The organism is Phycicoccus sp. Root563, assembly GCF_001427915.1.
In the GTDB taxonomy this organism is placed as follows: domain Bacteria; phylum Actinomycetota; class Actinomycetes; order Actinomycetales; family Dermatophilaceae; genus Pedococcus.
In genome coordinates this window covers 3,253,574-3,273,747 of sequence record NZ_LMGM01000001.1, presented here as the reverse complement: position 1 = coordinate 3,273,747, position 20,174 = coordinate 3,253,574, and the positions used below count along the sequence as shown (strand labels likewise).

Sequence of the window (20,174 nt, the reverse complement as noted above, 5' to 3'; positions counted from 1 at the left end):
GTCGTCGTCGTCGACGTCGGCGTGGTCGGTGCGTCAGCTCGCGAAGATGCTCTGCTTCTGCTTCTCGATGCCGTTGACGAGCCCGTCGATGTCCTTCGGGTTCTTGAGGAAGGACTGGATGGCCGGGATCATCACCGTGGAGGCGAAGTCCGGACGGGTGTCGCGGTCCATGAACTGCGCGATGGACTTGGCCTGGCTGACGAACTCCACCGACTTCTTCTGCAGCGAGGTGTATGCCGCCTGGTCGGCCTTGTCGTTCGTCGCGATGACGCTGGGGTCGGCCTTGACGACGATGTTCTGCGCGTCGGCGGAGCCCACGTAGGCGAGGAGCTTCTTGGCACCGGCCTCGTTCTTCGGACGCTTGGCCATCATGTAGCCGTCGATGGGCGCCTCGATGGCGTCCGCGCCGACGTTCGAGTCGATCTCGGGGAAGTTGAAGAACGTCAGGTCCTCCTGCTCCGCGCCCTTGCCGAACTGTTGGGCCACGAACGACCCGAGCAGGTAGGTGCCGGCCTTCTTCTGCTGGAGGGCCTGGGCGGCCTCCTGCCAGGTGCGACCGAGGGAGTCGGCCTGGTGGTAGTCCAGCAGCCCGGCCCAGGTGTCGAAGACGGCCTTGACCTTGGGGCTGTTCCAGGCTTCCTTGCCGGCCATCAGGTTGACGTGGAAGTCGTAGCCGTTGACGCGCAGGTTCAGCTGGTCGAAGGTGCCCATGGCGGGCCAGCCGTCCTTGTCGCCGAAGGCGATCGGGACGAGTCCGTCCTTCTTCATCTGCGTGCCGAGGGTCTTGAACTCGTCGAGGGTCTTGGGCTCGGTGTAGCCGTACTTCTCGAAGACGCTCTTGCGGTAGAACATCGCCCACGGGTAGTAGGTCGAGGGGACGAAGTACTGCTTGCCGTCGTCGCCGGTCGAGGACTTCTTGAGGGCGTCGGACATCCCGGCACCGGACAGGTCCTTCCAGACGTCGGAGACGTCGCCCGCGAGGCCCTTGGAGGCGAAGAACCGCATCCGGTAGCCGGCGAACCACATCCACACGTCGTCGGGCGAGCCCTGGAGGTAGTTGTTGATGTTCTCCTGGAAGGAGTTGTGGTCGATCGTGTTGATCTTGGTCGTCAGGCCGGAGTTGGCCTTCTGGAAGGCGTCCATGACCGACTGGATGGCCGCCTTCGGCACGGCGTCGGACTGGTTGGAGCCCACCGTCACGGTGCCGGTCGCGGCACCGCCGGAGGAAGAGGAGCCGCTGCCGCCGCCACCACACGCCGCGAGGAGCGAGGGGGCCGCGAGCAGGGTGCCGGCGCCCAGGGCGCCGCGCAGCAGGGTCCGACGGCTGACACCGCGGACAGAGGCAGGAACGAGGCTGGCGAGGTACTCGGCCTCAGAGGTCGGGCGGGTCATGACGGGTCTCCTTTGACACGGGTTGCACCGGCGCGATGGCCGAACCCATCATCCGACAGATTCGATCAAAAACCATCAACAAGTCCCGAGGATGGGCCTAGGAACCAACACCTGTCAAGAGTCTGGTCATCACGAAATGGTCGCGCATCCATCTGCCCTCCACCTAGCGGACGCCTCGCCCTCCGCGCACAGGCAGATGACGAATTCGGCTCAACCACGCCATACAGGCAGGACACAGGCTGTCGATCGAGGCGTCGGCTTCCCAGCCCACCCGGCGGAAGGGGCCACGGTCCGGAGGTCCTCCACGCGAGGCTGCAGCCATCTGTTGGTTTTTGTTGACATCTTCATCAAACCGGCGCAACACTGTCCGCCATGCGTTCATGGCCGAACCGTCGGATCGCCCTGGGTGGCGACTACAACCCCGAGCAGTGGCCGCGCGAGGTCTGGTCCGAGGACATGGAGCTCATGCGCGAGGCCGGGGTCTCCTTCGTCACCCTGGGGGTCTTTTCCTGGTCGTGGCTCGAGCCGGCGAAGGGCGAGTACGACTTCGCCTGGCTGGACGACATCATGGAGCTGCTCCACGCGAACGACATCGCGGTGGACCTCGCGACGGCGACGGCGACCCCTCCTCCGTGGCTGTCCGCCGCGCACCCGGAGATCCTGCCCGTCGACCACGAGGGGCACACCCTGTGGCCGGGCAGCCGCCAGGCCTGGTGCCCGAGCTCGCCCGTCTACCGCGACTACGCCCTCGCGCTCACGACTCAGCTGGCCCAGCGGTACCACGACCACCCCGCCCTGGCCATGTGGCACGTCTCGAACGAGTACGCCTGCCACAACATCCCCTGCTACTGCGACACGTGCGCGGCCGGTTTCCGCGTCTGGCTGGGTCGCCGCCACGAGACGCTGGAGCGACTCAACGACGCCTGGGGAACGGCCTTCTGGAGCCAGCGCTACACCGACTGGGAGCAGGTCCTCCCCCCGCGGCTGACCACGACGTTCGCCAACCCCACGCACGTGCTCGACTACAAGCGGTTCCAGTCCGACACGCTGCTGGACTTCTTCCGCAGCGAGAAGGCCATCCTCGAGGACCTGTCGCCCGGCATCCCCGTGACGACGAACTTCATGACGCTCGCGCACTTCGACCACCTCGACTACCACCAGTGGGCCGCCGAGCAGGACGTCGTCAGCACCGACCACTACGTGGTCGCGGCCCTCGAGCACCCGCAGGCCGAGCTGGCCTTCAGCGGTGACATCACCCGTGGCCTGGCCGGTGGCCGGCCGTGGCTGCTGATGGAGCACTCGACGAGCGCCGTGAACTGGCAGCCCGTCAACCCGGCGAAGCTCCCCGGCGGCACGCTGCGTGACAGCCTCGCCCACGTCGCCCGTGGCGCCGACACCCTCGGCTTCTTCCAGTGGCGTCAGTCGCTGTCCGGCTCGGAGAAGTTCCACTCCGCCCTCGTCCCCCACGCCGGCCGCGACAGCGCGCGCTTCCGCGAGGTCGTGGAGCTCGGTCAGGTCGCCGAGCGGCTCGGCGAGCTGCTCGGCTCCCGGGTCGAGGCGGACGTCGCCATCCTCTGGGACTACCAGGCCCAGTGGGCCGCCCACGGTCCGGCGATGCCGTCCAGCGAGCTGAGGTACCCCACGACCGCCCACGCGGTGCACCGCGTGCTGCGCGACCGCGGCATCACCGCGGACGTGGTGCACCCGAGCGCCGACCTCACGGCATACAAGGTCGTCGTCGTCCCGACGCTCTACCTCGTCACGGACGAGCACGCGGCAGCGGTCGCGGCGGCCGCGGAGGCCGGCGCGCAGGTCCTCGTCACGTTCTTCTCCGGCATCAGTGACAGCGACGACCACGTCCGCCTCGGGGGCTACCCGGGGGCGTTCCGCGACCTGCTCGGGGTCCGCGTCGAGGAGTTCTTCCCGCTCCTGGCGGACCAGCAGAGCATGCTCGAGGGCGGGGGCACCGGCACCCTGTGGAGCGAGGACGTCACGGCCGTCGACGCCGAGGTCCTCGACCGGTATGCCGCAGGTCCCCTCACGGGTCGGCCCGCCGTGACCCGGCGCCGCACGGGGACGGGCGCGGCGTGGTACCTCAGCACCCTCCTCGACGACGACGCGCTCGGCAGCCTCCTCGACCGCCTCACCGAGGCCGGCGGGGTCGCTCCCGCGGCAACGGTGCCGCCCGGTGTCGAGGCCGTCCGGCGTCGTGGCGAGAATGGCTCCTGGCTGTTCCTCGTCAACGACACGACGACCGACCAGCAGGTTCCCGTGACCGGGCACGACCTGGTCGCCGACCGCCCCTTCACCCCCGGGACCCCGCTCGCGGCGGGCGCCGTCGCCGTCATCAGGGAGGCCTAGTTGCTCGCCAGCCAGCGTCGCGCCACCATCCTCGGCCTCGTCGAGGACAACGGTGCGGTGCGCGTGTCCGAGCTCGTCGACCAGCTCGGCGTCTCGGACATGACGGTGCGGCGCGACATCGAGCAGCTGGCCACGGAGGGACTCGTCGAGCGCGTGCACGGTGGCGCACTCGCGGTCGGGAGCAGGAGCAGCGAGGAGCCGGGCTTCACCGCGAAGTCCGCCCTCATGCAGTCGCAGAAGAACGCCATCGCCCAGGCCGCCGCCCAGCTCGTCGAGCCGGGCGCCGCCATCGGCATCTCGGCCGGCACGACGACCTACGAGTTCGCCCGTGCCGTGCGCTCCGTCCCCGACCTCACCGTCGTCACCAACTCGGTGCCGGTCGCCCAGCTGCTGCACGAGTCCGGGACCCCCGGGCAGACGGTCGTCCTGACCGGTGGTGTCCGCACCCCCTCCGACGCGCTGGTCGGGCCGGTCGCGGTCGCGGCGCTGCGCATGCTGCACGTCGACCGGTTGTTCCTCGGTGTGCACGGCATGGACGCCCGGGCCGGCCTGACCACCCCCAACCTCGTCGAGGCGGAGACCAACCAGGCGCTGGTCCAGACCGCGCGCCAGGTCTGCGTCCTCGCCGACCACACCAAGTGGGGCACGGTCGGGCTCAGCACGATCATCCCGTTGTCGTCGGTCGACCTCCTGGTCACCGATGCAGGTCTCGGCCAACGGGCCCGCACCGCCGTGAGCGAAGCCGGGGTCGAGGTGGTGCTCGCCACCCCCGGCGTCGTCCGCACGGCCCGCACGAGCAGGAGCCACGCATGACGGTGCGGCGCACGAGCCGGCGGCTGGCCGACGGACGCGAGATCATCTACTTCGACGACTCCCCCGACGCGCCCGAGCGCACCGCCGAGGACACCCGCCCCCTCGGGGACCGGGCCGCCTCGGGCGAGATCCGCTACGACGCCCTCGTCGGCGACTGGGTAGCGGTGGCAGGCCACCGCAGCAACCGCACCTTCCTGCCCCCGAAGGACGAGTGCCCCCTGTGCCCCACCGGCACGGGCAGCGTGCCGTCGGAGGTGCCCGAGGCGGCCTACGACGTCGTGGTCTTCGAGAACCGCTTCCCCAGCTACGCCCCCGTCTCGGCGCACTCCCACGCGGAGCAGGAGGACGGCGACCTCATCCAGAGCAGGCCGGCCCTCGGCCGGTGCGAGGTCGTCTGCTTCACGAGCGACCACGAGTCCACGTTCGCCGACCTCACCCCCGATCGTGCGCGCACGGTCGTCGACGCGTGGGCCGACCGCACCGCGGAGCTCGGCGCCGTGGCCGAGGTGGAGCAGGTGTTCTGCTTCGAGAACCGCGGGCAGGAGATCGGCGTCACCCTGCACCACCCGCACGGCCAGATCTACGCCTACCCCTACCTGCCCGAGCGCAGTAGGACGATCCTCGAGCAGGCCACCGCGCACCACGCCCGCACCGGCCGGCTCCTCGGGGCCGACATCCTCGCGGCCGAGCTGCACGCCAAGGAGCGCGTGGTCATCGACACCGAGCACTGGGCGGCCTACGTCCCCTACGCCGCCCGCTGGCCGGTCGAGGTGCACCTGGCCCCCCACCGCGACGTGCCCGACCTCGCATCGCTGACCGACGACGAGCGCGACGACCTCGCCCGCGTCTACCTCGACCTGCTGCGCCGCCTCGACCGGTACTACGTCGCCAAGGACGGCGCGCCGATCCGGCTGCCGTACATCGCCGGCTGGCACCAGGCGCCGGCCAAGCAGGGGCGGGACGTCTCGCGCCTGCACCTCCAGGTGATGTCGGTCCTGCGCTCGCCCAAGAAGCTCAAGTACCTCGCCGGTTCCGAGTCCGGCGTCGGTGGCTGGGTGAACGACGTGCCACCGGAGCGCATCGCGGCGCGTCTGCGCGAGGTCGCCCCGTGACGGGGCCGGACACCGCGGCCCGCCTGTTCCGCGACACCTTCGGCGAGGAGCCGGACGGTGTCTGGTCGGCGCCCGGACGCGTCAACCTCATCGGCGAGCACACCGACTACAACGGTGGCCTGTGCATGCCCATCGCCCTCCCCCACCGGACGTATGCCGCGCTGCGGCGCCGCGACGACCGTCACCTGCGGATCGTCTCGGCCCAGGGCGACGGCGTGGTGGAGCTCGACCTGGACGACGTCGGCCCCGGCAGCCCACAGGGGTGGGCGGCGTACGTCGCCGGCGTCCCCTGGTCCCTTGAGCGGGCCGGCCACCCGGTGGGTGGGTTCGACGTGGCGGTGGAGGGCCGCGTGCCCCTCGGCGCCGGGCTGTCCAGCTCGGCAGCGCTCGAGTGCGCGGTCGCGGCAGCCCTGAGCGACGTGTTCGACCTCGTCCTGCTCGACTCCCCCGCCGGTCGCGTCGACCTCGCCGCCGTCTGCGTGGAGGCCGAGAACACCGTGGCCAAGGCGCCGACCGGCGGCATGGACCAGTCGGCCTCGCTCCTCGCCCAGCAAGGGCACGCGCTGCTGCTCGACTGCCGTGACTTCTCGACCGAGCAGGTGCCGTTCGACCTCGCCGCGCACGACCTGGCCCTGCTCGTCGTCGACACCCGTGCCGTCCACGAGCTGGTCGACGGGCAGTACGCCGAGCGTCGCGACTCGTGCGAGCAGGCGGCCCGCGAGCTCGGGGTCGAGACCCTGCGCGACGTCGACGTCGCAGACCTCGATGCGGCCCTGGAGCGCCTCTCCTCCGACCTGCTGCGTCGTCGCGCGCGGCACATCGTCACCGAGATCGCCCGGGTGGAGCAGGCGCGGGAGGCGCTGCGCGCTGACGACTTCGCCCGCCTCGGCGAGCTCTTCCTCGCCTCGCACGACTCCATGCGCGACGACTTCGAGATCTCCGTCGACGAGCTCGACACCGCCGTCACGTCGGCCACGTCGGCCGGCGCCCTGGGCGCCCGGATGACCGGCGGCGGGTTCGGCGGGTCCGCGATCGCCCTGGTGCGCCGCGAGTCCGCCGACGAGGTCCGGGCGGCCGTGGAGAAGTCGTTCGCCGACAAGGGGTTCCGGGCCCCGGAGTGCTTCGTCGTGTCCGCTGCCGGCCCGGCCGGGCGCGACCTCTAGACGGCGGGTCGCGTCCGACTGCCCCTGGCTCGGACGCGACCTGCTCCCCATCACGGCCATGTGCGCCGGATCCGTCACGAATCGCCCCTGCCCGACGAGGACCGGGGCGATTCGTGCAGCAAACGGCACCGATCGCCCCGCCGCCGCTCGCGCCGAACGCCCGCGCCGTCCGGCGGCCGCGGCCGGGGCCTGCCGTCAGCCGAGGTCGTAGTCGACGGTGACGGCCGCGTGGTCGGACCAGCGCTGCTCGTAGGACGCCGCGCGTCCGACGGTGGCCCGCACCGCCCGTCGGGCGAGGGGACGGCTCGCCAGCTGGTAGTCGATGCGCCACCCCGAGTCGTTGTCGAACGCCTTCCCCCGCCAGGACCACCAGGTGTACGGCCCGGGCCCCGGCCCGTGCAGGTCGCGATGGACGTCGACCCACGCCCCGTCCGCGAACCACTCGTCGAGGTGGGCCCGCTCCTGCGGAAGGAAGCCCGACTTCGTGAGGTTGCCCTTCCAGTTCTTGAGGTCGTGCTCGTGGTGGGCGACGTTGAGGTCGCCGGTCACCACGGCGAGCCGGCCGGCGGCGGACCACTCGCGCAGACGCGACCCCATGGCGTCGAGGAAGCGCAGCTTCTCCGCCTGGCGCTCGGTGCCCGCCTCACCGGTGTGGACGTACGTCGACGCCACCGTCACCGTCCCGGACGGCGTGGCGAGGTCCACCTCGACCCAACGGCCGGCCCCGTCGAACTCCGCGGCGCCGACCGTCGTCGACACCCGCGCCTGCGGTTCCCGGCTCAGGACGGCCACCCCGGCGCGTCCCTTGGCGGCAGCCTCCGTGTGGGCGACGTGCCAGTCGCCGAAGCCACCTTCGGCCAGGCACTGCGCGAGCTGGTCGTCGCTCGCCCGGACCTCCTGGAGGCACAGGACGTCCGCCTCCTGCTCGGCCAGCCACGCCACACCCCCGCGCCGGGCGGCGGCCCGAATGCCGTTGACGTTGGCCGTGATCAGACGCATCCAGCCATTCTGCCGACTGCCTCACACCTCGATTCGACCGCCCCCGGCCCGTCCCCACGCATAGGGTGACGCCATGGCCGACGAGTCCGCATCCACGACCAGCACGACCCCGCACACGCCCGAACCGGGCGAGACGGTGACGACGTCCACGGACACCACGACCGTGACGACCGCCCCGGCACCGCCCAAGGACGACCTGGTCGAGACCCAGCACACCCTCGTGATCGGGCGCCGTCGCCTGCGCTACACCGCGACCACGGGTCGGGTGGTGCTGCGTGAGGAGGTCTTCGAGGACCACGTCTTCAAGGGCCACCACGCCAAGGCGGAGCTGAGCATCACGTCATACGTGGTGGACACCCCGGGGACCACCCAGCGACCGGTGACGTTCGCCTTCAACGGCGGCCCGGGCTCGGCCTCGGTCTGGCTGCACCTCGGGCTGCTCGGGCCGCGGCGGGTCGACTCCGGCGACGCCCTCGCCCTCACCCCGCCGCCGTACGGCCTGCTCGACAACCCGCAGTCGCTGCTGGCGGTGTCGGACCTCGTCTTCATCGACCCGGTCTCCACCGGCTACTCGCGCGCGGTCGAGGGCGGCAAGGCGAACGACTACCACGGCTTCACCGCCGACATCGAGAGCGTCGGCGAGCTGATCCGGCTGTGGACGACCCGCCACAACCGTTGGCTGTCACCGAAGTTCATCGCCGGCGAGTCCTACGGCACGGTCCGTGCGGCCGCCCTGGCGGAGCACCTGCAGACGCGCCACGGCCTCTACCTCAACGGGCTCATGCTCATCAGCTCGGTGCTCGACCTCGCCACCGTGGACTTCGAGTTCAGCAACGACCGCGCCCACGTCGACTACCTCCCGACCTACGCCGCGACCGCGCACTTCCACGGCAAGCACGGGCGCAAGTCGCTCCAGACCGTGCTCGCGGAGGCGGAGGAGTATGCCGCCCGCGACTACCCGTGGGCGCTGTCCCGTGGCTCCCGGCTGACCTCGGAGGAACGGGCCGAGCACGTCACCCGGCTCGCCGCGCTGACCGGCCTCTCCGAGGCGTACGTCGACAGGGCGGACCTGCGGATCGAGCACGTGCGGTTCTTCACCGAGCTGCTGCGCGACCAGCAGCTCTCCGTCGGGAGGCTCGACAGCCGGTTCACCGGCCCGCTGGCCGCGGGCAACGCGGAGACGTGGGACGCCGACCCCTCCATGGACGCGATCCTCGGGCCCTACGCGTCGGCATGGAACCACTACGTCCGCGACGAGCTGGGCTACAGCAGCGACCTCCCCTACACGGTGCTCTCGCCACTGGCCTCGAAGGACTGGTCCTACAAGGAGTTCGAGGGCAAGCCGGTCGACGTCAGCGCCCAGCTGGCGCGCGCGATGCGGGCCAACCCGCACCTCAAGGTGCACGTGGCCTACGGGTACTTCGACGGAGCCACGCCCTACTACGGCGCCCAGGACGTCGTCGCGCACCTGCAGGTCCCCGTCTCGCTCCACGACAACCTCGAGCACGCCTACTACGAGGCCGGTCACATGATGTACGTCCACGAGCCGTCCCGGCTGCAGCAGAGCGCGGACCTCGCGGACTTCGTCACCAGGGCCAGCGGTCGGTCCTAGCGTCGGCGTGTCCCTCACCGTCCTGGCCCTCGGTGTCGGCGTCACCGTCGACGTGGGCGGCGACCGGGCCCAGGAGCTGCACGCAGCCCTCGCCGGACGATGGGCACCCTGCGTCGCTCCCCCCGGGACCGACGTCGTGGCGCGGGTCGGAGCGGTGCTCGACAGCGACCCTGCCGTCGGTGCGGCCGCCGAGGCTGGCGGGCTCGCGAGCCGACCGCGCCTGGACGACCTGCTGCAGGTCATCACCCGTGAGGTGACGGTCGCCGCCATCGACGCCGTGGGCGGGGACCACGTGCTGCTGCACGCTGCCTGCCTCGCCGACAGGGACACCGGCCGCGCGACGGCGTTCGTCGCGTCCGGGGGCACGGGCAAGACCACCCTCGCCCGGACGCTCGGACCGGGCCGCTGGTACGTCACCGACGAGACCGTCGCCGTGCGGTCGGACGGCACCGTGGTGCCCTACCCCAAGCCGTTGTCGCTGCGACGGTCCCCCGCGAGCGACCACAAGGACGAGACCTCACCACGGTCGCTGGGGCTCGACCCCGCCCCTGCCGCCGCTCGGCTCCCGCTGGCCCAGGTCCTCCTGCTCGAGCGGGAGGACGGTCCGCCCGGCCACCTCCACGTGTCACCGCTGGGGACCCTGGACGCCATCGACGCCTTGGTCCCCCACACCTCGCACCTCCTCGACCTCGACGAACCACTGCACCGGCTGGCCGCCCTGCTCGAACGCATCGGCGGGGCCGCGCGGGTGAGCTACTCGGAGGCGGCCGACCTCGCACCCCTCCTGGAGGCTGCGACGTGAGCGGCGGCCCACGCCATACCGGGGTCCGCGTCCGAGCCGTCCCGCCGAGGGAGCGGCTCGACCGCGACGGTGAGGCGATCGCGCTGGTCGGCACCTCGGTGCTGCGGCTCTCGGCCGTCGCCGTCGCCGTCCTCGACGGGTGCGCCGACACGTGGACCGACCCGGCTGAGCTCTCGGCGATGCTCCGCGCGCGGTTCGGGGCCCCCGACGGCGACGCCGACGTGGCCCTGCGGTCGCTGGTGGAGACGCTGGCCGGAGCAGGCCTGCTGGAGCTGGCGTGACGGCTCGTCGCCCGGTGGGTCCGCCCAGGACGCGGCCTGCCGCACGCCGGGTGGAACCCGTCGTGCCGACACCCCCGGCCGTCGCCTGAGCTGGCCCCCCGACCGTCCTCAGCCGCCCCCAGCGGCCGAGGACGGTCGTCCAGTGCGGAGTCCTCGACAACTTGCGATCCCGAGCCCCTGCGGCCCGCTCTGCACACCTGAAACGTAAAGGAACGACAGGTTTTGCACCAGTGTTCGGTCAAGTCGGGTGGTGCGCGTTTCCCGGGTCGTGAGCATTGCCGCTTTCGTGCAGTCGAACGGCTGAGTCCCACCTCGTCCGAACGGATGAGACCACGTCCATCCCGCCGCCCCACCGCCCACGGACGGGTCTTGCCCCGGTTGCCCGGTGCCTCCACCATGGAACGACCCGGGGGGCCTCCGACGCACCCCCATGCACCCAGGAGCGTCCGATGCGCACTCCCCCACTCCCGTCCCGGCTCGGCGCCGAGGCGCTCGGCACCTTCTGGCTCGTCTTCGGGGGCTGTGGCAGTGCCGTCTTCGCGGCGAAGTACCTGGCCCCCGACGTCCCGTCCGGCCAGTCGGTGCAGCTCGGCATCGGCTTCCTCGGCGTGGCCCTGGCGTTCGGGCTCACCGTGATGACGATGGCGTATGCCGTCGGGCACGTGTCCGGCGCGCACTTCAACCCCGCGGTGACCATCGGCGTCGCCGTGGCCAAGCGGTTCCCCTGGGCCGAGGTGCCGGCCTACGTCGTGGCCCAGGTGGTGGGCGGCCTGCTCGCCGGGCTGGCCCTGTGGGGCGTCGCGCGGGGCTCGGCAGGGTTCAAGGTCACCGGCAACCTGGCCGCCAACGGTTATGGCGACCACTCCCCGGGCGGGTACACCCTCGTCGCGGTCCTCGTCGCCGAGGCCATCCTCACCGCGTTCTTCCTCTACATCATCCTCGGAGCCACCGACGAGCGGGCGCCCGTCGGGTTCGCGCCCATCGCCATCGGCCTGGGCCTGACGCTGATCCACCTCATCTCCATCCCGATCAGCAACACGTCGGTGAACCCCGCCCGCTCCACCGCCGTGGCCTTCTTCAACGGCAACGGCGCGCCCGGACAGCTCTGGGCGTTCTGGGTCGCGCCCATCGTCGGCGCCGCGATCGCCGGGGCGACCTACCACCTCGTCACCGGCATCGACCGTCGCGACGAGGACATCACCGGCATGGTGGAGCCCGAGGACGCCCCCTCGCCCACCTGATCCCGACGCAGCCGTCCCGAGACGGCCACGGCCCACCCCATCGGGTCCTGGACGGTTCGATAGCCTGAGCAACGCTGCGCACGAACGCTGCGAGCACGACGAGCCCAGGGAGAGAGCCGCCGACATGGCCAAGATCATCTACACCCTCACCGACGAGGCGCCGATGCTGGCGACCTACTCCTTCCTGCCGGTGATCGAGGCCTTCGCGTCCACCGCGGGCGTCGACGTCGAGACCCGTGACATCTCCCTGTCGGGGCGCATCATCGCGGCCTTCGACGACCTCCTCCCCGAGGACCAGCGCATCGGCGACGCCCTCGGCGAGCTCGGGCAGCTCGCGACCACGCCCGAGGCCAACATCATCAAGCTCCCCAACATCTCGGCCTCCCTGCCGCAGCTCAAGGCAGCCATCGCCGAGCTCCGGTCGCAGGGCTACGACCTCCCCGCCTACCCCGACGAGCCGAGCAACGACGCGGAGAAGGACGCCCGTGCGCGGTACGACGGCGTCAAGGGCAGCGCAGTCAACCCCGTCCTGCGCGAGGGCAACTCCGACCGCCGGGCGCCTGCCGCCGTGAAGAACTACGCGCGCAAGCACCCGCACTCCATGGGCGCCTGGAGCCCCGACTCGCGCACCTCGGTGGCCACCATGGGCTCCGACGACTTCCGGTCCAACGAGCAGTCGGTCGTCCTCCCCACCGCTGACACCCTGACCATCCAGCTGGTCACCGACGCCGGCACCACGGTCCTCAAGGAGGGCCTGAAGGTCCTCGAGGGCGAGGTCGTCGACGCCACGGTGCTGAGCGCCGCCGCCCTCGACGCGTTCCTCACCGAGCAGATCGCCAGGGCCAAGGCTGACGGCGTGCTCTTCTCCGTGCACCTCAAGGCCACGATGATGAAGGTCTCCGACCCGATCATCTTCGGCCACGTCGTGCGGGCGTTCCTCCCGGACGTCTTCTCCCGGTATGGCGCCGAGCTCGCCGCTGCGGGCCTGTCCGCGAACAACGGCCTCGGCTCGATCCTCGACGGGCTCGACGCCCTCCCCGAGGGCACCCGCGACGAGGTCCGTGCGGCGATCCAGCAGGGTCTCGCCGACGGCCCGAAGCTCGCGATGGTCAACTCCGACAAGGGGATCACGAACCTCCACGTCCCGAGCGACGTCATCGTGGACGCCTCGATGCCGGCCATGATCCGCACCTCCGGCCACATGTGGGGCCCGGACGGCGAGGAGGCCGACACCCTCGCCGTCATCCCCGACAGCTCCTACGCCGGCGTCTACCAGGCCGTCATCGACGACTGCCGCGAGCACGGCGCCTACGACCCCACGACGATGGGCTCGGTCCCCAACGTCGGCCTGATGGCGCAGAAGGCCGAGGAGTACGGCAGCCACGACAAGACGTTCGAGATCGCCGAGGCGGGCACCGTCCAGGTCGTCGACAGCTCCGACGAGGTGCTGATGTCGCACGACGTGCAGCCCGGTGACATCTGGCGCGCCTGCCAGACCAAGGACGCCCCGATCCGCGACTGGGTCAAGCTCGCCGTCACTCGTGCCCGCGCCTCGAAGACCCCCGCGGTCTTCTGGCTCGACGCGACCCGTGCGCACGACCGCAACCTCATCGCGAAGGTCGAGGCCTACCTGCCCGAGCACGACACCGACGGGCTCGACCTCCAGGTGCTCTCGCCGGTCGAGGCGGCCAAGTTCTCCGTCGAGCGCATCCGCAAGGGCGAGGACACCATCTCCGTCACCGGGAACGTGCTGCGTGACTACAACACCGACCTCTTCCCGATCCTCGAGCTCGGTACCAGCGCCAAGATGCTCTCGGTGGTGCCGCTGATGAACGGTGGCGGCCTCTTCGAGACCGGCGCCGGTGGCTCCGCCCCGAAGCACGTGCAGCAGCTGCTCCAGGAGAACTACCTGCGCTGGGACAGCCTCGGCGAGTTCCTGGCCCTGGCCGAGAGCCTGCGCCACATGGCCACGACGACCGACAACGCGCGCGCCGCGCTGCTGGGCGAGGCGCTCGACAAGGCGACCGAGCGGCTGCTCAACGAGAACAAGGGCCCGGCCCGCAAGGTCGGCCAGATCGACAACCGCGGCAGCCACTTCTACCTCGCGCTGTTCTGGGCGAACGAGCTCGCGCAGCAGACCGAGGACGCCGCGCTGGCCGAGGCGTTCGGCCAGGTCTCCAAGACCCTCACCGAGCAGGAGGACGCCATCAACGCCGAGCTGCTCGCCGTCCAGGGCCACCCCGCGGACATCGGTGGCTACTACCGCCCGGACGAGGCCAAGGCGTCGGCGGTCATGCGCCCGAGCGCCACGTTCAACGAGGCGCTCGCCGCCCTGCGCTGAGCCACAAGGGCTGACGGGCCCGAGAGGCCGGTGCCGCAGGGGGATTCCCTTGCGGCACCGGCCTTTCCCGTCACGTCACGTCAGGTCAGGTCAGGTCAGGGAGCGTCTGTTCCCCTGGCCCGTTCCTGCTCGACGGTCGCCTCGAGGTCGGTGAGGCGGTGCCGCTGCTGGAGCGGACGCGCCATACGGGGGTTGCCCTCCAGGCGGTCGGCGGTGCGGTCCAGGTAGGCCCAGTAGCCGGCGGTGAACGGGCAGGCGTCCTCGCCGACCCTGACCGTGGGGCGGTAGCGGCAGCCTCCGCAGTAGTCCGACATCCGGTTCAGGTACGCGCCGCCGGACACGTAGGGCTTGGTCGTCATGGCGCCTCCGTCGGCGTACTGGCTCATGCCGACGACGTTCGCGGGCATGACCCAGTCGTAGCCGTCCACGAACCGCGTCTGGAACCACTCGGTCAACGCGTCGGGGTCGTACCCGCGCTCCGCCGCCCAGTTGCCGAGCACCATGAGCCGCGGGATGTGGTGCACCCACCCCCGGTCGCGCACACCGGCGAGGACGTCCTTGAGGCACGCGGCCTCCACCGCGTCGGCATCGAGCTCGTCGAACCACCGTGGCAGCGGCTCGCGGGCCGCGAGCGCGTTGCGGCTGCGGTACTGGCCCCCGAAGTGCCAGTAGAGGTGCCAGACGTACTCGCGCCACCCGACGACCTGCCGCACGAACCCCTCGACCGAGGCCAGCGGTGCGTCACCGTCGTGGTACGCGCGGACCGCCCGTTCGGCGACCTCCACGGGGTCGAGCAGCCCGAGGTTGAGGGGCACCGACAGGAGGCTGTGGGCCATCGCCCAGTCGCCGCGCAGCATGGCGTCCTCGTGCGGCCCGAACGCCCCGAGCCGGTGCGTGACGAACCGGTCGAGCGCCGCGAGCGCCTCGCGGCGGGTCACGGCGAACAGCCGCGGACCGTCCCTCCCCACGGTCACCAACCCGTCGTCGCGCTCCCACCGGTCGAGGTCCTCCCTCACCTGCGCGTCGACGTCGTCCTCGCGCGGCCGGTATGGCTCGGGCACGTCCAGGCGGTCCGCCCCCTTGGGCGGTGGCTCCCGGTTGTCCTCGTCGAACGACCACCGACCACCGACCGGGGTCCCGTCCCCCTCGACGAGCAGGTCGAGCCGCTGTCGCTGGAAGCGGTAGAAGTCCTCCATCCGCAACCGTCGCCGGTCACCCGCCCAGCGCTGGAAGTCTCTGCGGGGCAACGAGAACCCCGGTGTCGGGTCGACGGCCTCCACCCGGCCCGTCTCGAGCTGACGGGCGACGAAGTCGGCGGCGCTCCTCGAGGTCGGCTCGTAGACGCGGACGGGTTCGCCGAGCTCGCGCAGGGCCTGGCCGTAGGTGGCGGTGCGCAGGAGGACTGCCGAGTCGCCCGGCTCCGCCGCGCGGTGGCGCAGGGCGGACAGGACGAGGTGCAGCTTCTGCCGGTGGTAGCGGCGCCGGCCCAGGGCCTCGCGGCTCTCGACCAGCAGGACCCCGTCGCGGCCCACGTCGAAGTGCGGGCCGAGCTGGTCGGCGAACAGCCAGCGCCGCGTCACGGGTTCCCCACCGGCATCGTCACCCAGCCAGTCTGGGCGACCGCGCGTGCTGCGGCGAGCCGGGCGGTCCGGTGCCACGCCGCATACGGTGGCTGGGTGGACCCAGTCATCGGCGGCACCCAGACCTCGCACGTCCACGCACCGCCCGAGGTCCTGTGGCAGGTGGTGACCTCGGTCGGTGGGGACACCGGCTGGTTCACGCCCGAGGCCGTCTGGGCGGCACGCTGCGGGGTGGACCGGGTCCTCGGTGGCCCCGGCCGCCGCCGGGTGCGGCCGGACCGGCCGTTGCGTCTCGGCGACAAGGTCGACTTCTGGACGGTGACGGCGATCGAGGCGGGCCGGCACCTGGTGCTGTCACCGGACACCCGGCTGCCGGGCAGCGCGTTCCTCGAGCTGGACGTGGCGCCGGACCGGGACGGCTCCCGGCTCACGCTGCGGCACGGGTTCGTCCCCGACGGGGTGGCCGGTCGCCTCTACGGTGAGGCGACCCGCCTCGGGGACGTCGCGCTCTACGCCTGGATGCACCGACGGATGGTCCTCGCTGCCGAGGACCTCGCCGGCTGAGGGTCCCGCCGACCCAGGACCTCGGCCGACGAGCGCGGGTCAGATCGCGCGCATCCGGTTGTTGCGCGGCTGGTGCTCGACCTCGGCCAGGCCCAGCTCCTCGAGCAGAGGTGGCAGGTACATGCCGACCCGGCCGCGATAGCCCTTGCGCAGGCCGTACCACCCGCCCAGCGGGTTGCCCTCCGAGCGGGCCCAGGCCTCGACGGTCCCGTCCTTGGCCGGCTTCTGCTCGTCGGCCGAACCCAGCGGCACCCAGTCACCCTGCTCCCGCAACCAGGCGTGCAGGTCATCGATGACACGGGCGTCGTAGGTCAGACGCGTCGAACCGACCTGGCAGACCAGCTGGGGCGGGTCGGTGTCGTCGTCGCGGTACATCGTGTAGTCACCGCTGCCCGGTGGCGTCCTGAGCGTCCACGGGTCGTCCTTGGTGCCAGCACCCATCACGTCCACCTTCGTCCTCGGTCATGCGCCTGATCGTCCACCCGATCGACCACCCGATCGACCAGTCCAGTTCTACTCCCCTCCGGGGCTCCCGGGGTCGCCCAGGGCGAGCTTGAGGCCCTCGTGCGACCTGGCGAACCCCAGCCGCTCGACGTAGAACCGCTGGGCGTCGGTGCGCCGCTTGTCCGTGGTCAGCTGGACGACCGCACAGCCCCGTCGCCGGGACTCCTCGATCCCCCAGCGCAGCATGGCCTCCCCGAGGCCATGGCCGCGCTGGGAGGCGGCGACGCGCACCGCCTCGACCTGGCTGCGCCACGCACCCCCGCGCGACAACCCGGGCAGGAAGGTCAGCTGCATCGTCCCCACCACGGTGTCCCCCGACTCCAGGACGACGAGCACGTGGCCCCGGTCGGCGTCGATCGCGTCGAAGGCCGCGAGGTACCCCGTGAGGTCGTGGCCGTCTTCGCGACCGGCGCCGATCTCGTCGTCGGCGAGGAGGTTCACGATGGCCGGCACGTCGGTCCGGACGGCTCGGCGCAGGACCACCTCGCCGGCGCCGGCGGGCAGCGTCGCGAGCGGGCGCCGGGCTGGATCCCCCGGGCCGGGAACGGCGGCATACGGGTCCCCGGTCGTCCCTGCGGCACTCGTTGGCTCGTCGGTGTCGAACCACGTGGTGCCGTCGAAGGCCAGGGCCCGTTCGAGTCGGACGCGGGCCCGGTCCATGAGCGGCTCGGGCAGGGCGTCCACGGCGAACCAGCCCACCTCCAGCGACTCGTCGTCGTTGACCCTCGCCTCGCCGGAGAGGTGGCGGGCGAGGAAGCACAGGTCGAGGTACTGCGCACGGTCGCCGTTGGGGTAGCCCTGCTCCGGCAGCGTCCAGACCGAGGTCAGTGCCTCGATCCTGGCGACGACACCGGTCTCCTCCTCGATCTCGCGGGCGAGGCCCACCGCAGGCTGCTCGCCGGGCTCGAGGATGCCGCTCACCAGGGCCCACTGGCCGTTGTCGGCGCGGCGGCCGAGGAGCACCTCACCGCGGTCGTTGCGCACGACGGCAGTGACGCCGGTGAGCCAGAGGAGGTCGGTGCCGACCTTGTCGCGCAGGGCGAGGATGAAGTCCGGGGTGGGCATGGCCTCGACCCTAACCACCGGGAACCCGTGCTCCGCACCCCTGCTAGCGTCGTGCACAGCTGTCCCACCCCACCGACGTGAAGGGCCCACCGTGAGCACTACCCCCGTCAAGGTCGCCGTCACCGGCGCCGCAGGCCAGATCGGCTACAGCCTCCTCTTCCGCATCGCGAGCGGCTCTCTGTTCGGCCCGGACACCCCGGTCGAGCTCCGACTGCTCGAGATCACCCCCGCGCTCAAGGCGCTCGAGGGTGTCGTCATGGAGCTCGACGACTGCGCGTTCCCGACGCTCGCCAAGGTCGAGATCGGTGACGACGCCGAGAAGATCTTCGACGGCGTCAACCACGCCCTCCTCGTCGGCGCCCGCCCGCGCGGCCCCGGTATGGAGCGTGGTGACCTCCTCGAGGCCAACGGCGGCATCTTCGCCCCGCAGGGCAAGGCCCTGAACAAGGTGGCCGCGGACGACATCCGTGTCACCGTGACCGGCAACCCGGCCAACACCAACGCCCTCATCGCGATGAGCAACGCGCCCGACATCGGTAGGGAGCGCTTCTCCGCGCTGACCCGTCTGGACCACAACCGCGCCATCTCGCAGCTGTCGGCCAAGCTCGGCGTGCCGGTGACCGAGATCAGGAAGATGACGATCTGGGGCAACCACTCCGCGACCCAGTACCCCGACCTGTTCCACGCCGAGGTCTCCGGCCGGAACGCCGCCGAGGCCGTGGGCGACCAGGAGTGGCTGGCCGGCACGTTCATCCCGACCGTCGCCAAGCGCGGCGCCGCGATCATCGAGGCCCGGGGCGCGTCCTCGGCCGCCTCCGCCGCGAGCGCCACCGTCGACCACGCCCGCGACTGGACGCTCGGCACCCCGGACGGCGACTGGGTGTCGATGTCGGTCTGCTCCGACGGCTCCTACGGGGTCCCGGAGGGCCTGATCTCCTCGTTCCCCGTGACCGTCAAGGACGGCCAGTGGTCGATCGTCCAGGGCCTGGAGATCGACGAGTTCTCCCGCGGCAAGATCGATGCGTCGGTCAAGGAGCTCGAGGAGGAGCGCGAGGCCGTCAAGGGCCTGGGCCTCATCGGCTGACGCACTCCCCTCACAGCACGGCGAACGGCCGGTCCCGGGTCACCCGGGACCGGCCGCTGCGTGTCTGCGCACGCGGCACCTGGACACGGTGACCGGACGGCCACGGCCCGATCAGCCGCGGGGGCGAAGGTCCAGGCTCGCGGTGATCACGGCCAGGGTCACCCCGAGCAGCGCCATCGTCGCGACGTCGACGACGCGGGAGCGCACGACCAGGCCGCCGCTGAGCGCGGTCGGCAGGACCGCCCGGATCAGGGCAGCCATCAGCAGCCCCCCGGCGAGCACGAACCCGGCCAGTCGGACGTGACCTGCTGCGAAGGCCACCACCCCCAGCGCGAGGACCGGCGTGGCGACCCACCACCAGCCCAACCGGGGGATGACCACGAGGTCAGGCCGTGGCCGTGGCCGCGAGCCGGCGTTCGGCCGCACCCACGATGTTGGACAGCAGCAGGGCTCGCGTCATCGGACCGACACCACCGGGGTTGGGGCTGATCCAGCCGGCCACCTCCGCGACGTCGGGGGCGACGTCCCCGGCGATCTTCCCGTCGACCCGGCTGACGCCGACGTCGAGCACCGCGGCACCGGGCTTGACCATGTCCTTGGTGACGATTCCGGGCACACCGGCCGCGGCGATGACGATGTCGGCCCGGATGACCTCGGCGGCGAGGTCACGGGTGCCGGTGTGGCAGAGCGTGACGGTGGCGTTCTCGCTCTTGCGGGTGAGGATGAGCCCGAGCGGTCGCCCGACGGTGAGCCCGCGGCCGATGACCACGACGTTGGCACCGGCGATGGTCACGTCGTGGCGGCGCAGCAGCTCGATGCAGCCCATCGGCGTGCAGGGCAGCGGGGCCGGCTTGCCCAGGGCGAGCCAGCCGAGGTTGGTCGGGTGCAGCCCGTCCACGTCCTTCTCGGGCGACACCCGCGACAGCAGGGCCATCTCGTCCAGGCCCGTGGGCTGCTGCACGAGGAACCCCGTGCAGTCGGGGTCGGCGTTGAGCTCGTCGATGACCGCCTCGACCTCGACCTGCGTCGCGGTGGCGGGGAGGTCGCGACGGATGCTCGTGATGCCGATCTCGGCGCAGTCCTTGTGCTTGGCGTTGACGTACCAGTGGCTGCCGGGGTCGTCGCCGACGAGCACGGTGCCCAGTCCGGGGACCACTCCGTGCTCGCGCAGGACGTCCACCCTGCCGCGCAGCTCCTCCTTGATCGTCGCGAGTACTGCCTTGCCGTCCAGGATGCGCGCGCTCACGGTCCCGTATCCTG

18 protein-coding genes are annotated in these 20,174 nt (G+C 71.5%); 11 read left to right on the top strand and 7 right to left on the bottom strand.

The window, feature by feature from the left end; translation table 11 throughout:
- Nucleotides 1-33: 33 nt before the first annotated feature.
- Nucleotides 34-1,392, bottom strand: a complete 1,359-nt coding sequence (locus tag ASD62_RS15580) for an ABC transporter substrate-binding protein (protein WP_056916731.1) — start codon at nucleotides 1,390-1,392, stop codon at nucleotides 34-36.
- A 372-nt stretch (nucleotides 1,393-1,764) separates the two neighbouring features.
- On the opposite strand from ASD62_RS15580, the gene ASD62_RS15575 reads away from it, so the two are divergent.
- From ASD62_RS15575 to galK, 4 genes are read left to right on the top strand one after another with little or no spacing between them, the layout of a single operon-like run.
- A complete protein-coding gene (locus ASD62_RS15575) occupies nucleotides 1,765-3,753 on the top strand; it encodes a beta-galactosidase (RefSeq protein ID WP_056916730.1) in 1,989 nt (662 codons plus the stop codon).
- Complete coding sequence (locus ASD62_RS15570) at nucleotides 3,754-4,566, top strand: DeoR/GlpR family DNA-binding transcription regulator (protein WP_056916729.1); 813 nt, start codon at nucleotides 3,754-3,756, stop codon at nucleotides 4,564-4,566.
- Complete coding sequence (gene galT, locus ASD62_RS15565) at nucleotides 4,563-5,678, top strand: galactose-1-phosphate uridylyltransferase (protein ID WP_200956898.1); 1,116 nt, start codon at nucleotides 4,563-4,565, stop codon at nucleotides 5,676-5,678. The genes ASD62_RS15570 and galT overlap by 4 nt, the downstream gene beginning before the upstream one ends.
- Nucleotides 5,675-6,841 (top strand): galactokinase, encoded by a 1,167-nt coding sequence (gene galK, locus ASD62_RS15560; protein WP_056916728.1) that lies wholly within the window; start codon nucleotides 5,675-5,677, stop codon nucleotides 6,839-6,841. The genes galT and galK overlap by 4 nt, the downstream gene beginning before the upstream one ends.
- 195 nt (nucleotides 6,842-7,036) lie before the next feature.
- Here the strand turns inward: galK and ASD62_RS15555 are convergent, their stop codons facing one another.
- Nucleotides 7,037-7,840 carry an exodeoxyribonuclease III gene (locus tag ASD62_RS15555; RefSeq protein WP_056916727.1) on the bottom strand — a complete coding sequence of 268 codons (804 nt, stop codon included), beginning with the start codon at nucleotides 7,838-7,840 and terminating at the stop codon, nucleotides 7,037-7,039.
- 73 nt (nucleotides 7,841-7,913) lie between these two features.
- Between ASD62_RS15555 and ASD62_RS15550 the strand changes: the two genes are divergently transcribed.
- The 5 genes from ASD62_RS15550 to ASD62_RS15530 all read left to right on the top strand — a co-directional run bounded on the left by ASD62_RS15550 (nucleotide 7,914) and on the right by ASD62_RS15530 (nucleotide 14,117).
- Nucleotides 7,914-9,452, top strand: a complete 1,539-nt coding sequence (locus tag ASD62_RS15550; protein WP_082580866.1) for a S10 family peptidase — start codon at nucleotides 7,914-7,916, stop codon at nucleotides 9,450-9,452.
- A gap of 7 nt (nucleotides 9,453-9,459) precedes the next feature.
- Nucleotides 9,460-10,254 carry a hypothetical protein gene (locus tag ASD62_RS15545; protein ID WP_056916726.1) on the top strand — a complete coding sequence of 265 codons (795 nt, stop codon included), beginning with the start codon at nucleotides 9,460-9,462 and terminating at the stop codon, nucleotides 10,252-10,254.
- The gene (locus ASD62_RS15540; protein ID WP_056916725.1) at nucleotides 10,251-10,535 is read left to right on the top strand and encodes a PqqD family protein; all 285 of its coding nucleotides are present in this window, start codon (nucleotides 10,251-10,253) and stop codon (nucleotides 10,533-10,535) included. The genes ASD62_RS15545 and ASD62_RS15540 overlap by 4 nt, the downstream gene beginning before the upstream one ends.
- Before the next feature lie 449 nt (nucleotides 10,536-10,984).
- Complete coding sequence (aqpZ, locus tag ASD62_RS15535; RefSeq protein ID WP_056916724.1) at nucleotides 10,985-11,776, top strand: aquaporin Z; 792 nt, start codon at nucleotides 10,985-10,987, stop codon at nucleotides 11,774-11,776.
- 124 nt (nucleotides 11,777-11,900) lie between these two features.
- Nucleotides 11,901-14,117, top strand: a complete 2,217-nt coding sequence (locus ASD62_RS15530) for an NADP-dependent isocitrate dehydrogenase (RefSeq protein WP_056916723.1) — start codon at nucleotides 11,901-11,903, stop codon at nucleotides 14,115-14,117.
- Nucleotides 14,118-14,212: 95 nt separating this feature from the next.
- On the opposite strand, the gene ASD62_RS15525 is transcribed toward ASD62_RS15530, so the two are convergent.
- The gene (locus ASD62_RS15525) at nucleotides 14,213-15,775 is read right to left on the bottom strand and encodes a cryptochrome/photolyase family protein (RefSeq protein WP_235530728.1); all 1,563 of its coding nucleotides are present in this window, start codon (nucleotides 15,773-15,775) and stop codon (nucleotides 14,213-14,215) included.
- A gap of 18 nt (nucleotides 15,776-15,793) precedes the next feature.
- On the opposite strand from ASD62_RS15525, the gene ASD62_RS15520 reads away from it, so the two are divergent.
- Entirely contained in the window at nucleotides 15,794-16,261 is a 468-nt protein-coding gene (locus ASD62_RS15520; RefSeq protein ID WP_162254775.1) for a DUF2867 domain-containing protein, read from the top strand.
- Nucleotides 16,262-16,300: 39 nt separating this feature from the next.
- On the opposite strand, the gene ASD62_RS15515 is transcribed toward ASD62_RS15520, so the two are convergent.
- Both ASD62_RS15515 and ASD62_RS21035 read right to left on the bottom strand, forming a co-directional pair.
- Nucleotides 16,301-16,702: a DUF6855 family protein gene (locus ASD62_RS15515; RefSeq protein WP_056916720.1), complete on the bottom strand. Its 402-nt coding sequence runs from the start codon at nucleotides 16,700-16,702 to the stop codon at nucleotides 16,301-16,303.
- Between the two features lie 72 nt (nucleotides 16,703-16,774).
- Nucleotides 16,775-17,830 (bottom strand): GNAT family N-acetyltransferase, encoded by a 1,056-nt coding sequence (locus tag ASD62_RS21035; RefSeq protein ID WP_369818803.1) that lies wholly within the window; start codon nucleotides 17,828-17,830, stop codon nucleotides 16,775-16,777.
- A gap of 91 nt (nucleotides 17,831-17,921) precedes the next feature.
- Between ASD62_RS21035 and ASD62_RS15500 the strand changes: the two genes are divergently transcribed.
- Entirely contained in the window at nucleotides 17,922-18,914 is a 993-nt protein-coding gene (locus ASD62_RS15500; RefSeq protein ID WP_056916719.1) for a malate dehydrogenase, read from the top strand.
- 111 nt (nucleotides 18,915-19,025) lie between these two features.
- Here the strand turns inward: ASD62_RS15500 and ASD62_RS15495 are convergent, their stop codons facing one another.
- Together ASD62_RS15495 and ASD62_RS15490 are read right to left on the bottom strand one after the other, a co-directional pair.
- A complete protein-coding gene (locus ASD62_RS15495) occupies nucleotides 19,026-19,295 on the bottom strand; it encodes a DUF3017 domain-containing protein (RefSeq protein ID WP_200947742.1) in 270 nt (89 codons plus the stop codon).
- A 4-nt stretch (nucleotides 19,296-19,299) separates the two neighbouring features.
- Nucleotides 19,300-20,160: a bifunctional methylenetetrahydrofolate dehydrogenase/methenyltetrahydrofolate cyclohydrolase gene (locus ASD62_RS15490; RefSeq protein WP_056916717.1), complete on the bottom strand. Its 861-nt coding sequence runs from the start codon at nucleotides 20,158-20,160 to the stop codon at nucleotides 19,300-19,302.
- Between the last annotated feature and the right edge of the window lie 14 nt (nucleotides 20,161-20,174).

What these genes read in the sequence shown, in the direction of transcription:
- aqpZ (WP_056916724.1), top strand. Translation starts at nt 10,985, where the DNA reads ATGCGCACTCCCCCACTCCCGTCCCGGCTCGGCGCCGAGGCGCTCGGC.
- ASD62_RS15515 (WP_056916720.1), bottom strand. Translation starts at nt 16,702, where the DNA reads ATGGGTGCTGGCACCAAGGACGACCCGTGGACGCTCAGGACGCCACCG.
- ASD62_RS21035 (WP_369818803.1), bottom strand. Translation starts at nt 17,830, where the DNA reads ATGCCCACCCCGGACTTCATCCTCGCCCTGCGCGACAAGGTCGGCACC.
- ASD62_RS15530 (WP_056916723.1), top strand. Translation starts at nt 11,901, where the DNA reads ATGGCCAAGATCATCTACACCCTCACCGACGAGGCGCCGATGCTGGCG.
- galT (WP_200956898.1), top strand. Translation starts at nt 4,563, where the DNA reads ATGACGGTGCGGCGCACGAGCCGGCGGCTGGCCGACGGACGCGAGATC.
- ASD62_RS15550 (WP_082580866.1), top strand. Translation starts at nt 7,914, where the DNA reads ATGGCCGACGAGTCCGCATCCACGACCAGCACGACCCCGCACACGCCC.
- ASD62_RS15575 (WP_056916730.1), top strand. Translation starts at nt 1,765, where the DNA reads ATGCGTTCATGGCCGAACCGTCGGATCGCCCTGGGTGGCGACTACAAC.
- ASD62_RS15555 (WP_056916727.1), bottom strand. Translation starts at nt 7,840, where the DNA reads ATGCGTCTGATCACGGCCAACGTCAACGGCATTCGGGCCGCCGCCCGG.
- ASD62_RS15580 (WP_056916731.1), bottom strand. Translation starts at nt 1,392, where the DNA reads ATGACCCGCCCGACCTCTGAGGCCGAGTACCTCGCCAGCCTCGTTCCT.